At 70.9% G+C, this 12,605-nt stretch carries 9 protein-coding genes; 5 read left to right on the forward strand and 4 right to left on the reverse strand.

Going from position 1 to position 12,605, the window contains the following annotated elements:
- Positions 1 to 18: 18 nt before the first annotated feature.
- Positions 19 to 1,515 carry an MFS transporter gene (locus ACFY61_RS06875; protein WP_389467876.1) on the reverse strand — a complete coding sequence of 499 codons (1,497 nt, stop codon included), beginning with the start codon at positions 1,513 to 1,515 and terminating at the stop codon, positions 19 to 21.
- 34 nt (positions 1,516 to 1,549) lie between these two features.
- On the opposite strand from ACFY61_RS06875, the gene dusB reads away from it, so the two are divergent.
- From dusB to ACFY61_RS06890, 3 genes are all read left to right on the forward strand, one after another.
- A complete protein-coding gene (gene dusB / locus ACFY61_RS06880; RefSeq protein WP_389467878.1) occupies positions 1,550 to 2,710 on the forward strand; it encodes a tRNA dihydrouridine synthase DusB in 1,161 nt (386 codons plus the stop codon).
- Positions 2,711 to 3,076: 366 nt separating this feature from the next.
- Entirely contained in the window at positions 3,077 to 5,788 is a 2,712-nt protein-coding gene (gene ppdK, locus ACFY61_RS06885) for a pyruvate, phosphate dikinase (protein ID WP_389467880.1), read from the forward strand.
- A gap of 376 nt (positions 5,789 to 6,164) precedes the next feature.
- Positions 6,165 to 7,169, forward strand: coding sequence for a helix-turn-helix domain-containing protein (locus tag ACFY61_RS06890; RefSeq protein ID WP_389467883.1), 1,005 nt, complete (start codon positions 6,165 to 6,167; stop codon positions 7,167 to 7,169).
- 79 nt (positions 7,170 to 7,248) lie between these two features.
- Here the strand turns inward: ACFY61_RS06890 and ACFY61_RS06895 are convergent, their stop codons facing one another.
- Positions 7,249 to 8,409 carry an alkaline phosphatase PhoX gene (locus tag ACFY61_RS06895; RefSeq protein WP_389467884.1) on the reverse strand — a complete coding sequence of 387 codons (1,161 nt, stop codon included), beginning with the start codon at positions 8,407 to 8,409 and terminating at the stop codon, positions 7,249 to 7,251.
- Between the two features lie 249 nt (positions 8,410 to 8,658).
- Between ACFY61_RS06895 and ACFY61_RS06900 the strand changes: the two genes are divergently transcribed.
- Together ACFY61_RS06900 and ACFY61_RS06905 are read left to right on the forward strand one after the other, a co-directional pair.
- On the forward strand, positions 8,659 to 9,192 hold the full coding sequence (locus ACFY61_RS06900) for a group III truncated hemoglobin (protein WP_389467887.1): 534 nt from the start codon (positions 8,659 to 8,661) through the stop codon (positions 9,190 to 9,192).
- A 131-nt stretch (positions 9,193 to 9,323) separates the two neighbouring features.
- Complete coding sequence (locus ACFY61_RS06905; RefSeq protein WP_389467889.1) at positions 9,324 to 9,734, forward strand: VOC family protein; 411 nt, start codon at positions 9,324 to 9,326, stop codon at positions 9,732 to 9,734.
- Between the two features lie 20 nt (positions 9,735 to 9,754).
- Here the strand turns inward: ACFY61_RS06905 and nirD are convergent, their stop codons facing one another.
- On the reverse strand, positions 9,755 to 10,087 hold the full coding sequence (gene nirD, locus ACFY61_RS06910) for a nitrite reductase small subunit NirD (RefSeq protein ID WP_389467891.1): 333 nt from the start codon (positions 10,085 to 10,087) through the stop codon (positions 9,755 to 9,757).
- Positions 10,084 to 12,603 (reverse strand): nitrite reductase large subunit NirB, encoded by a 2,520-nt coding sequence (gene nirB, locus ACFY61_RS06915; protein WP_389467894.1) that lies wholly within the window; start codon positions 12,601 to 12,603, stop codon positions 10,084 to 10,086. The genes nirD and nirB overlap by 4 nt, the downstream gene beginning before the upstream one ends.
- Between the last annotated feature and the right edge of the window lie 2 nt (positions 12,604 to 12,605).

Here is a 12,605-nt window from a genome sequence, read left to right on the forward strand (position 1 = left end):
CGGTGACGGGCGGTGGGCTCAGCCGCGCGGGGCCGCCGCCTCGGCGCCCGGCCCGGCACCCGGTCCCGGGCCCGGCCCCGGACCGCCCTCCGGGCCGGGACCGCCCGCCGGCTCGATCGCCCGCGCGGCCCGCTCGGCCGTGGCGAGGGCCCAGCGCCCTGTCGTGAGCGCCCCGAGCAGCAGCACGAGCGCCCCGCAGACCGTGATGATCCACCAGGCCGGGTGGGCGGCCCCGGTGAACTCCCCGCCCCGGGCCAGGCCCGCCGCCAGGACCGACCCGATCACCGCCACGCCCAGGGTGCCGCCGGTCTGCCGGCTGGTGGCCGCGACCGCCGCCGCCACCCCCGCCTGGGACCGCGGCATGCCGGAGACCGCCGTATTGGTGATCGGCGAGTTGACCATGCCGAAGCCCACGCCGAACAGCAGGAACGCGGCCAGCATCAGCCAGTCGGAACGCTCGGCACCGAACGCGGCGAACAGCAGCCCGCTCCCGCCCATCCCCACGCCCGCCACCACCAGCGGCAGCCGCGGCCCCCGGCTGCCCACCAGCCGCCCCGACAGCGGGGCGATCAGGCAGGTCATGAGGGCCAGCGGCAGCATCCACAGTCCGGCGTGCAGGGCGTCCAGTCCCCGCACGTCCTGGAGGTACAGCGTGGTCAGGAAGAGGAACCCGGCGAGCCCCGCGAAGGCACTGATCGCGATCACCGTCGCACCGCTGAACGGGGCGCTCCGGAAGAACCGCAGGTCGATCAGAGGTTCCGCGCACCGCGGCTCGTGGACCAGCAGACCGACGAACGACGCCACGGCCACCGCCGCGCACCCCAGCACCAGGCCCGACCGCAGCCCCGCCGTCGGCGCCTCGATGATCCCGTACGTCAGCGAACCCAGCAGGGCCATGACCAGCAGCTGCCCCAACGGGTCCGGCCTGCGCGGCCGCGGCGCCCGCGACTCCGGGATGTACCGCAGGGTCAGTACCAGGGCGGCCAGGCCGATCGGCAGGTTCACCCAGAAGATGGACCGCCAGCCCACCGAGTCCACCAGGACACCGCCGATCAGCGGGCCGGCGGCCATCGAGATGCCCGCCACCCCGCCCCAGATCCCGATCGCCCGGGCCCGCTCCGCGGGATCGGTGAAGGTGTTGGCGATGATCGACATCGCCACCGGGTTGAGCATGGCCGCGCCCACCGCCTGCACCGCCCGGAAGGCGATCAGCCAGCCCAGGCCGGGCGCCAGGGAGCACAGCAGCGAGCCCAGGGTGAACAGGACCAGGCCGGCCGTGAACACCTTGCGGCGTCCGATCCGGTCGGCCGTGGAGCCGGCGAGCATCAGCAGCGAGGCCATCGTCAGCGTGTAGGCGTCGATGGTCCACTGCATGCCCGACACGGGGGCGTCGAGGTCGTGCCGCATCTGCGGCAGCGCCACGTTCAGGACGGTGTTGTCGAGGCTGACGATCAGCAGACTCATGCAGCAGACCGCCAGCACGACCATGCGTTGCCGGTGACTCACCTCGTGCATGCCGCCGATGCTACGGAGCATCGATCTCCGCGGCATGCGCGACAATGGGGGGATGACCACGCTCCCCGCCGCCCTCGCCATCGGACCGCACACCGTGCAGCCGCCGGTGGTGCTCGCCCCCATGGCGGGCATCACCAATGCCCCGTTCCGCACCCTCTGCCGCGAGTTCTCGGGCGGCAAGGGGCTGTTCGTGAGCGAAATGATCACGACGCGGGCCCTGGTCGAGCGCAACGAGAAGACGATGCAGCTGATCCACTTCGACGAATCGGAGAAGCCGCGGTCGATTCAGCTGTACGGGGTGGACCCGGCCACCGTCGGCAAGGCCGTCCGCATGATCGTCGAGGAGGACCTCGCCGACCACATCGACCTGAACTTCGGCTGCCCGGTCCCCAAGGTCACCCGCAAGGGCGGCGGCTCCGCCCTTCCGTACAAGCGCAACCTGCTGCGCGCCATCCTCCGGGAGGCCGTGAGCGGGGCGGGCGACCTGCCGGTCACCATGAAGATGCGCAAGGGCATCGACGACGACCACCTGACCTATCTGGACGCCGGGCGGATCGCGGTGGAGGAGGGCGTCACCGCCATCGCCCTGCACGGCCGCACCACAGCCCAGCACTACGGCGGCACCGCCGACTGGGAGTCGATAGCCCGCCTCAAGGAGCACGTCCCGGAGATCCCCGTGCTCGGCAACGGCGACATCTGGTGTGCCGAGGACGCGCTCCGGATGGTCCGGGAGACCGGGTGCGACGGCGTGGTCGTGGGCCGCGGCTGCCTGGGTCGTCCGTGGCTGTTCAACGACCTGGTGGCGGCCTTCGAAGGTCGTACGGACGACTACTGCGCCCCTGCCCTGCGCGAGGTCGCGGAGGTCATGGTCCGCCACGCCACCCTGCTGGGGGAGTGGATCGGGGACGAGGCCCGCGGAGTGATCGACTTCCGTAAGCACGTGGCCTGGTACCTCAAGGGCTTCTCGGTCGGATCCGAGATGCGCAAGAAGCTGGCCGTCACTTCGTCACTGGCCGAGCTGACCGCTCATCTGAGCGAGCTTGATCTGGACCAGCCGTGGCCCGAGGGTGCGGACGGTCCCCGGGGCCGGACGTCCGGAAACAACCGGGTTGTCCTGCCCGACGGCTGGCTGAAGGACCCGTACGACTGCGCGGGAGTGAGCGAAGAGGCCGAGCTGGATACGTCCGGAGGCTGAGAAATCGGTCCCCGCCCAGCGTGAGATACGCCACGCATGGGGAGGTGAGTGCTCAGATGAGCACTCAGATCACGGGTAAGACTTCCAAAGGGTGGCACTGGGTGCCACCCTTTGTGTGTTCAAGACTTGAACGCAAATGTATCGATGATCGCTCATCCGAGCGGGTGCAGGCCTCACCTGACGCTTCCGTGTTCGGGAGGTGAAAGCTCTTCGGAGGTTTTGGCTACCTGTCAGTTACTTTCGATCCAGTGGCACCCAGGTGGTTACATCCGTATGTCGCCCAAGTGGACATACCCAGAAGCCTTCGATCTGGGTATGTTCCTCGCCGTCAGGGCAGCCACCGAGTCCTCGAGGAGTTCGAGACCCGTGTCGGAAAACAAAGCGCAGAAGTTCGTCTACGACTTCACCGAGGGCAACCGCGACCTCAAGGACCTTCTCGGCGGCAAGGGAGCCAACCTCGCCGAGATGACCAACCTGGGTCTGCCGGTCCCTCCCGGCTTCACCATCACCACCGAGGCCTGCAAGGTCTACCTGGAGAGCGGTGAGGCCCCGGCCGAGCTGCGCGACGAGGTCAGCGCCCACCTGGACGCCCTCGAAGCGAAGATGGGCAAGAAGCTCGGCCAGTCCGACGACCCGCTGCTGGTCTCCGTCCGCTCCGGGGCCAAGTTCTCCATGCCGGGCATGATGGACACCGTCCTCAACATCGGCCTCTCCGACGAGTCCGTCGCCGGTCTGGCCAAGCAGGCCGACAACGAGCGCTTCGCCTGGGACTCGTACCGCCGCCTCATCCAGATGTTCGGCAAGACCGTCCTCGGCGTCGACGGCGAGCTCTTCGAGGACGCCCTGGAAGAGGCCAAGGCCGCCAAGAAGGTCACCGTCGACACCGACCTCGACGCCGCCGACCTGAAGAAGCTGGTCAAGGTCTTCAAGAAGATCGTCGCGAAGGAGGCCGGCCGGGAGTTCCCGCAGGACCCCCGCGAGCAGATGGACCTCGCCGTCCAAGCCGTCTTCGACTCCTGGAACGGCGACCGCGCCAAGCTCTACCGCCGCCAGGAGCGCATCCCCGGCGACCTCGGCACCGCGGTCAACATCTGCTCCATGGTCTTCGGCAACCTCGGCCCCGACTCGGGCACCGGCGTCGCCTTCACCCGCGACCCCGCCAGCGGTCACCAGGGCGTCTACGGCGACTACCTGCAGAACGCCCAGGGCGAGGACGTCGTCGCGGGCATCCGGAACACGGTGCCGCTGGCCGACCTGGAGTCGATCGACAAGAAGTCCTACGACCAGCTCATGGGCATCATGGAGACCCTTGAGACGCACTACAAGGACCTCTGCGACATCGAGTTCACGATCGAGCGCGGCCAGCTGTGGATGCTGCAGACCCGCGTCGGCAAGCGCACCGCCGGTGCCGCCTTCCGGATCGCCACCCAGCTCGTCGACCAGGGCCTGATCGACGAGGCCGAGGCCCTCCAGCGGGTCAACGGCGCCCAGCTCGCGCAGCTGATGTTCCCGCGCTTCGACGAGTCGGCCAAGGTCGAGAAGATCGGCCGCGGCATCGCCGCCTCCCCGGGCGCGGCCGTCGGCAAGGCCGTCTTCGACTCGTACACCGCCGTCAAGTGGTCGCGGTCGGGCGAGAAGGTCATCCTGATCCGCCGCGAGACCAACCCGGACGACCTGGACGGCATGATCGCCTCCGAGGGCATCCTGACCTCGCGCGGCGGCAAGACCTCGCACGCCGCCGTCGTCGCCCGCGGCATGGGCAAGACCTGCGTCTGCGGTGCCGAGGAGCTGGAGGTCGACACCAAGCGCCGCCGGATGACCACGGCCTCGGGCCACGTGGTCGAGGAGGGCGACGTCGTCTCCATCGACGGCTCCACGGGCAAGGTCTACCTCGGCGAGGTACCCGTCGTACCGTCCCCGGTCGTCGAGTACTTCGAGGGCCGCATGCACGCCGGCGCCGACGAGGCCGACGAGCTCGTCTCGGCCGTCCACCGGATCATGGCCTACGCCGACCGCGTCCGCCGCCTGCGGGTCCGCGCCAACGCCGACAACGCCGAGGACGCGCTCCGCGCCCGCCGGTTCGGCGCCCAGGGCATCGGCCTGTGCCGCACCGAGCACATGTTCCTCGGCGAGCGCCGCGAGATGGTGGAGCGCCTGATCCTGGCCGACACCGACAGCGAGCGCGAGGAGGCACTCAGTGCCCTCCTGCCGCTGCAGAAGAAGGACTTCGTCGAGCTGTTCGAGGCGATGGACGGCCTGCCGGTCACCGTCCGCCTGCTGGACCCGCCGCTGCACGAGTTCCTGCCCGACATCACCGAGCTGTCGGTGCGCGTCGCCCTCGCCGAGTCCCGCAAGGACGCCAACGAGAACGACCTGCGCCTGCTCCAGGCCGTGCACAAGCTGCACGAGCAGAACCCGATGCTGGGTCTGCGCGGCGTCCGCCTCGGTCTGGTCATCCCCGGCCTGTTCGCCATGCAGGTCCGGGCGATCGCCGAGGCCGCCGCGGAGCGCAAGAACGCCAAGGGCGACCCGCGCGCCGAGATCATGATCCCGCTCGTGGGCACCGTCCAGGAGCTGGAGATCGTCCGCGAGGAGGCCGACGCGGTCATCGCCGAGGTGGAGGCCGCCACCGGCACCAGCCTCAAGCTGACCATCGGCACCATGATCGAGCTGCCCCGGGCCGCGCTGACCGCCGGTCAGATCGCCGAGGCCGCCCAGTTCTTCTCCTTCGGCACCAACGACCTGACCCAGACCGTCTGGGGCTTCTCCCGCGACGACGTCGAGGCCAGCTTCTTCACGGCCTACCTGGAGAAGGGCATCTTCGGGGTCTCCCCGTTCGAGACGATCGACAAGGACGGCGTCGGCTCGCTGGTCCGCCACGCCGTCAAGCACGGCCGGGCCACCCGTCCCGACCTCAAGCTCGGCGTCTGCGGCGAGCACGGCGGTGACCCCGAGTCCGTCCACTTCTTCCACGAGGTCGGCCTCGACTACGTCTCCTGCTCGCCGTTCCGGATTCCGGTGGCGCGCCTGGAGGCCGGCCGGGCCGCCGCCGAGGCCAAGGGCTCCGACAGCCGCTGACCCTCAGGCGGCTTCGGACCGCGCGTCTGCCCCCGGGTTCCCTGACCCCCGAGGGCAGACGCGCAATTTTTTGTGTTCAACCAATATTTACGGCAGCAGGCGGCGGACGGATCCCCACCCGTCCACCGCCTGCTGTCAATCTGCCGGGCACGTCGGCGCTTCCCGGTGCGACCGACCGCCAGGCCCCGCAAAGCCCCCCACGGCCTTCGCGGAGCGTTTCGGTCGCACCGGAGTGTGTCCGGCGGAGTACAGCATTTCGGTTGTCACGCCCCTGCCGAAAGGGGTTTCAACTGTGGCCGAAAGGGCGTGGTGACGTCGTGTGACGGCATGCATACTCGTGGGGCGGGGGGATTGCGGTTGCACAGGTGGGGGTTCGGTGCTGCGTATCCATTTCACTGGAGTGGACCTGGCACGCGTACGGATGGCAGGGCGTCCCGATGCGTTGTGGGAAACGATTCTTAGTTTTCACCGTTTAAGGGACCGGCGGGATGTCCGGTTGTTCGGTGAATGGCGCACGGAAACACGGAGCAGGTTGAATAGTGAAACACGGCTCCTCGGTGCGCTCATCCCGAGTCGCGGCTATTTCCCGGATTTCCTGACCCCGGCCGAGGGCCGGTACGGATGGGACGTCGGCCTCGACGCGCTGCGCGGCATCCGGGCCGAGCGGCTGCGGAAGGAGCTCGCCCTCGTGGGCGGCGGCTCCGCGCTCTCGCCGCGGCTGCGCGAGTTCGCGGACGGCGGCACCGCGATGCTGCCCCGGTTGCTGCGCGAGCTGCGCGGCTACCACCGGGCGGCCGTGGAGCCGTACTGGACCCACATCCAGGCCCAGATCGAGGCCGAGCGGGCCGCACGCGGCCGGGCGCTGCTCGACGGCGGCGCGGACGAGCTGCTGGCCTCGCTGCCGCCCGGACTGCGCTGGCGGGCCCCGGTGCTGGAGTGCGACTACCCGGCGGACCGGGACGTCCACCTGCGCGGGCGCGGGCTGCTGCTCCAGCCGTCGTTCTTCTGCCGGCGCACCGCCGTGACCCTGCACGACCCGGAGCTGCCGCCCGTCCTGGTCTACCCGGCCGCGGCAGAGGTGTCCCACACCTCGGCCGGGATCGAGGCGTGCCGTCCCGCAGGCTCGGACGACCAGCGCGTACGCACCCTGGGGAAGCTGGTGGGCCACACCCGTTCGGTGGTGCTGCGGGCCATAGGCGACGGCGCCACCACCAGCGAGCTGGCCCGCCGGGCCGGGGTGTCCCTGGCCTCGGCGAGCCAGCACGCCTGCGTGATGCGGGAGGCGGGCCTGGTGACCACCCTGCGCCGCGGCAACGCGGTGCTGCACACGGTCACCCCGCTGGGCGCCGCGCTCCTCAAGGGCGGCGCGGTGGCCTCCTGAAGCGGACGTCCTGAAGCGGGCGCACCCCGGCGGGCAGGGCCCGCCGGGGTGCGTGCGCCGGACGAGCCGGCCCGGGTGCTCAGACGCGGAAGGGTCCGGTCACCTCGTAGGTGATGCCGCCCGAGCTGCTGCCCGTGGTGCCGCGCTGGCTGGAGAAGTACAGGCGGTTCCCCGCCGGGGAGAAGGCCGGGCCGCAGATCTCCGAGGAGGACTGGCCGGTGATGCGGAGGAACGGCGAGACCGTGTCATCCGGGGTGATCACGCAGATCTCCATGTTTCCGCCGTCCTCGGCCACGTACAGGTCGCCGTAGGAGGAGCCGGTGACGTTGTCGACGCCGGTGAGCGGAGCGCCGCCGCCGACCACGAGCGAGTCGTCGTAGGCCAGCGCGTAGGTGTTGTCGGTGAGGTTGAGCTGCCAGACCCGGTTGTCGCCCTTGGTGGTGAACCACACCGTGTCGTTGGCGTAGTGGCAGCCCTCGCCGCCGCTGAAGCGCTTGGCGCCGGACACCTGGTTGCGGGTGGTGGTGGGCGAGCCGTCAGGGTCGGGGACGTTCTGCCAGGTGAAGCTGCCCGAGGTGGCCGTGCCGGCCTTCAGGACCTGGAGCGTGCCCGAGGAGAGGTTCCCCCAGGTGGTGGGCAGGAACCGGTAGAAACAGCCGTCGGACTCGTCCTCGGTGAGGTAGATGGCCCGGCGCACCGGGTCGGCGGCCGCCGCCTCGTGCTTGAACCGGCCCATCGCGGGACGCCGGACCGCCGCGTTCACCCCGTAGGGGTCGGTCTCGTACACGTAGCCGAGGCTGACCTCCTCGCAGGACAGCCAGGTGTTCCACGGCGTCTTGCCGCCCGCGCAGTTCTGCCGGGTGTTCGACAGGATGCGGTAGGCGCCGGTGATCGTGCCGGACGAGTCGAACCTGACGGCGCTGGCGCCGCCACCCGGGTTGATCTCCGAGTTCGAGACGTAGATCCAGCCGGTGCCGTCCGTGTAGCAGGCCCCGCCGTCGGGGGCGTTGTGCCAGGTGTACGAGGTGCCGGAAACGGTCTGCCCGGACCGGGCGATCACCCGGCTGGTGAAGCCGGCCGGCAGCATGATGCCGTTCGCGTCCGCCGCGCCCAGGGCCCCGTACGGGCCGGGGCCGGGCTGTGCGGGGGCCGCGTAGGCGGCGCCGCGCATCAGCGTGCCGCCGAAGGCGGCGGCCGACGTGCCGATGACGGCACCGCGCAGGAAGGTACGACGTTCCACGGTTCACTCCTGGGGGAGGAAGGCCCCGCGGCCGGACGGTATCGCGGGGTCACACGCGCCTGGGAACCTAGGAGTCCAGAGTTGACTGGACGTCAATTCCTTATTACGCACGGGCGACCGGTCGGGGTTCAATCCCCCGGCGAAGTCCTTCCAGGGGTTATTTCAGGACATCCGGACGCTGCCGATGGGCCCGGCACTTGGTGACTTCCGGCCCTGGGCCGCCCGCGGCCGGGTGACAATGGTCGAACCATGAACGAGCGCAGGGACATCGCCGGGCGGGCGGACCTGGAGGTCCTCCTCCGCCGCTTCTATTCGGCCGCCTTCGCCGACCCGGCGATCGGCCCGTTCTTCACCCGGATCGCCGGGACGGACCTGGAGGCCCACCTCCCCCGGATCGCCGACTTCTGGGAGCGCGCGCTCTTCCGCACCGCGGACTACCGGCGCAACGCCTTCGCCCCGCACGCCGCCCTGCACTCGGTCCGCCCGATGACCGGCGAGGACTTCGGGCGCTGGGTGCAGCTGTGGCGGGCCACCGTGGACGGGCTCCACCAGGGCCCGCTCGCCGAACGGGCCAAGGCACAGGGCGAGAGCATCGCGCTGACCCTGCACCGCCGCCTGGCCGGCGCCGACGACCCCCTCGCGCTGGACGAGCGGCGCCCGGGCTTCGTGCCGCTGGCGGCCCTGGAGCTCCGCTCCTTCGCCGTCTGCCCCCGCACCCCTGCTGACCTGTGGTTTTCGGGCCGCATCGGGGATCCACGAAAAAACCTCACCGGGGAGCGATGAGTTTCCCGGCCGGCCGCGGTCCAACTCTCGACAGCACCGCACCGCACCGCACGGCGCGGCGCAGCACGGCACGCACGGCACGCACCGCAGGGCACCCGGACCCGGCGGAACCCGAGAGAGAAGAGACCGCGATGTCCCAGCCCCAGATGATCTTCGTCAACCTGCCGGTCAAGGACCTGGACGCCGCAAAGGGCTTCTGGGAGAGCCTCGGCTACTCCTTCAACCCGCAGTTCTCCGACGAGACGGCCGCCTGCCTGGTCATCAGCGACACCATCTTCGCCATGCTGCTCACCGAGGCGAAGTTCAAGGAGTTCGCCACCAAGCCGGTATCCGACGCCGCCACCAGCACCGAGGTCATGCTCGCCCTGAGCGCCGACAGCCGGGCCAGGGTCGACGAGGTCCTCGACGCCGCCCTCGCGGCGGGCGGCCACGAACCCCGGCCCGCCATGGACCTCGGCTTCATGTACGGCCGCGCCTTCGAGGACCTCGACCACCACGTGTGGGAGTTCGTCTGGATGGACCCGGCCGCCGGCCAGGGCTGACCCGGCGGCCGCACTGGGCTTCAGGAGGTCGCGGCGGTCCGGACCGGATACGTGTGGACCGCCACCTCCTCGTCGTCCAGGCAGCGCCCCGTCTCCAGGTCGAACCGCTGCTTGAGCAGCGGCGACGCCACGAACGGCCGCCCCGCCGACGCCCCCAGCAGCCCGCGCGAGAGCACCTGCGCGCCGGTGAAGGGGTCCTGGTTGCCGATCGCGTACGGGCGGCCGGCCCGGTCCAGGAAGACCGCGGCCTGGCTCCCGTCGGGCAGCAGCGCCGCCACCCCGCGTCCGGGAGTGAGCTGCGCGAGCTCGCACACGGTCAGCCAGCCCTCCGCGACGCGCAGTTCGACGGTCATCGGGTTCCTCCAAGGGTGAGTACGGTCAGGTCCGGCTTTACCTGTCCCCGCTCGGGGGTGAAACGCACGGTCGGGTCCGGGGCGCCGGGGGCGTTGACGAAGGACACGAAGCGGCGCAGCCGGTCCGGGTCCTCGAGGGTCTCGGCCCACTCGTCCCGGTAGTGCGCGACGTGCTCGGCCATCAGCGCCTCCAGCTCGTCGCACAACCCCAGCGAGTCGTGCACGACCACGTCCCGCAGGTGATCCAGCCCGCCCTCCAGCCGCTCCAGCCAGGTCGAGGTCCGCTCCAGCCGGTCGGCGGTGCGGATGTAGAACATCAGGAACCGGTCGATCAGCCGGACCAGCTCGGCATCGGACAGGTCCTGCGCGAGCAGGTCGGCGTGCCGGGGGGTGGCCCCGCCGTTCCCGCCGACGTACAGGTTCCAGCCACTCGCCGTGGCGATCACCCCGAAGTCCTTGCTCTGCGCCTCCGCGCACTCGCGGGCGCAGCCGGACACCGCCGACTTCAGCTTGTGCGGGGCGCGCAGGCCCCGGTAGCGCAGCTCCAGGTCGATGGCCATCCGCACGCTGTCCTGCACCCCGTACCGGCACCAGGTCTGCCCCACGCAGGACTTCACCGTCCGCAGGGCCTTCCCGTACGCGTGCCCCGACTCGAACCCCGCCTCCACCAGGCGGGCCCAGATCCGCGGCAGCTCGTCGACCCGGGCGCCGAACAGGTCGATCCGCTGACCGCCGGTGATCTTCGTGTACAGGCCGAAGTCGCGGGCCACCTCACCGATCACGATCAGCTTCTCCGGGGTGATCTCACCGCCGGGGATCCGCGGCACCACCGAGTACGAGCCGTTGCGCTGCATGTTGGCCAGGAAGTGGTCGTTGGTGTCCTGCAGGGCGGCCTGCTCGCCGGCCAGGACGTAGCCGCTGGCCCCGATCGCCGGGGCGAGCGAGGCGATGATCGAGCCGACGGCCGGCTTGCAGACCTCGCAGCCGTCCCCGCCGCGGGCCGACTCCCGTCCGTGCCCGTCGAGGAGTTCCGCGTACGAGCTCAGGCGGCGGGTGCGGACGATCTCGTAGAGCTCGGCACGGGTGTACGGGAAGCAGTCGCACAGCCCTTTGTCGGTGCTCGCCGGCAACAGTTGGCCGATCACCTTCACGCAGCTGCCGCAGCCGGTACCCGCCTTGGTGCACTTCTTCACCTCGGCCAGGGTGGAGCAGGCGGCGATCTCCTTCTTGGTCACGTTGTGGCAGGAGCAGACCACCGCGTGGTCGGGCAGCGCGGACGGACCCAGGGCGACCGGCGCCCCCGCGCCGGCCGGCAGCACCAGCTGCTCCGGCGAGACCGGCGGGACGGTGCCGGTCAGCGGCCGCAGCATCCCGTACGCGTCGGCGTCGCCGACCAGGACCCCGCCCAGGAGCGCCCCGTCGGGGGCGACCACCAGCTTCTTGTACACGCCGGAACGGGAGTCGGAGTACACCACGTCCAGGCAGCCCTCGGCGGTGCCGTGCGCGTCGCCGAAGGAGGCCACGTCCACGCCGAGCAGCTTGAGTTTGGTCGACAGGTCGGCGCCGGTGAAGGACGCGGTCCGCCCCAACAGGTCCTCGGCGGCCGTCACGGCCATCTCGTAGCCGGGTGCGACCAGCCCGTACACCCGGCCGTCGGCGGCCAGCGCGCACTCGCCGATGGCGTAGACCCGGGGATCGGAGGTGCGGCAGCGTTCGTCGACGGCGATGCCGCCGCGCTCGCCCACCGCCAGGCCGGCCTCGCGGGCCAGCTGGTCGCGGGGCCGGACCCCGGCGGAGAACACCACCAGCTCCGTCTCCACCACCTGCCCGTCGGAGAGAACCATCGCGCTGACCGCGCCGTCCGGTCCGTCCGCCAGCACCTCGTGCGTACCCACACCGGTGTGCACGGTCAGCCCCATCGACTCGACGGTGCGCAGCAGGGCCGCGCCGCCGCCCTCGTCGACCTGGACGGGCATCAGGCGGGGCGCGAACTCCACGATCCGGGTCTCCAGCCCGAGTCCCTGGAGCGCGCCCGCGGCCTCCAGGCCGAGCAGACCGCCCCCGACGACCGCGCCCCGGGTCCGGCCCGCGGCGTACTCCTCGATGGCCAGCAGGTCCTCGATGGTCCGGTAGACGAAGCAGCCCGGCGCGTCCTTGCCGGGGACCGGCGGCACGAACGGGTACGAGCCGGTGGCGAGCACCAGCACGTCGTACGCGAAGACCTGCCCGGACCGGGCGGTGACCGTGCGGGCGGACCGGTCGAGGGCCACGGCCGGGTCGCCGAGGTGCAGTTCGATGCCGTGCTCGGCCATGAACCCGGCGGGAGTGAGGGAGAGGTCCTCCGGGGTGCTCCCGGAGAAGTACGAGGTCAGGTGGACCCGGTCGTAGGCGGGGCGGGGCTCCTCGCAGAGCACGACGACCCGGTGCGTGGCGGTCGCCCCGCGCTCGGCGAGCGCTTCCAGATAGCGCTGGCCGACCATGCCGTGCCCGATGAGCAGGATCGTGGGCTTGGTCATTG

This window comes from Streptomyces sp. NPDC012888, assembly GCF_042900645.1.
GTDB lineage: Bacteria > Actinomycetota > Actinomycetes > Streptomycetales > Streptomycetaceae > Streptomyces.

Bases quoted from the DNA above. Each gene is read 5' to 3' on its own strand.
- ACFY61_RS06875 (WP_389467876.1), bottom strand. From the start codon at position 1,515: ATGCACGAGGTGAGTCACCGGCAACGCATGGTCGTGCTGGCGGTCTGC.
- ACFY61_RS06905 (WP_389467889.1), top strand. From the start codon at position 9,324: ATGTCCCAGCCCCAGATGATCTTCGTCAACCTGCCGGTCAAGGACCTG.
- ACFY61_RS06900 (WP_389467887.1), top strand. From the start codon at position 8,659: ATGAACGAGCGCAGGGACATCGCCGGGCGGGCGGACCTGGAGGTCCTC.
- nirB (WP_389467894.1), bottom strand. From the start codon at position 12,603: ATGACCAAGCCCACGATCCTGCTCATCGGGCACGGCATGGTCGGCCAG.
- dusB (WP_389467878.1), top strand. From the start codon at position 1,550: ATGCGCGACAATGGGGGGATGACCACGCTCCCCGCCGCCCTCGCCATC.
- nirD (WP_389467891.1), bottom strand. From the start codon at position 10,087: ATGACCGTCGAACTGCGCGTCGCGGAGGGCTGGCTGACCGTGTGCGAG.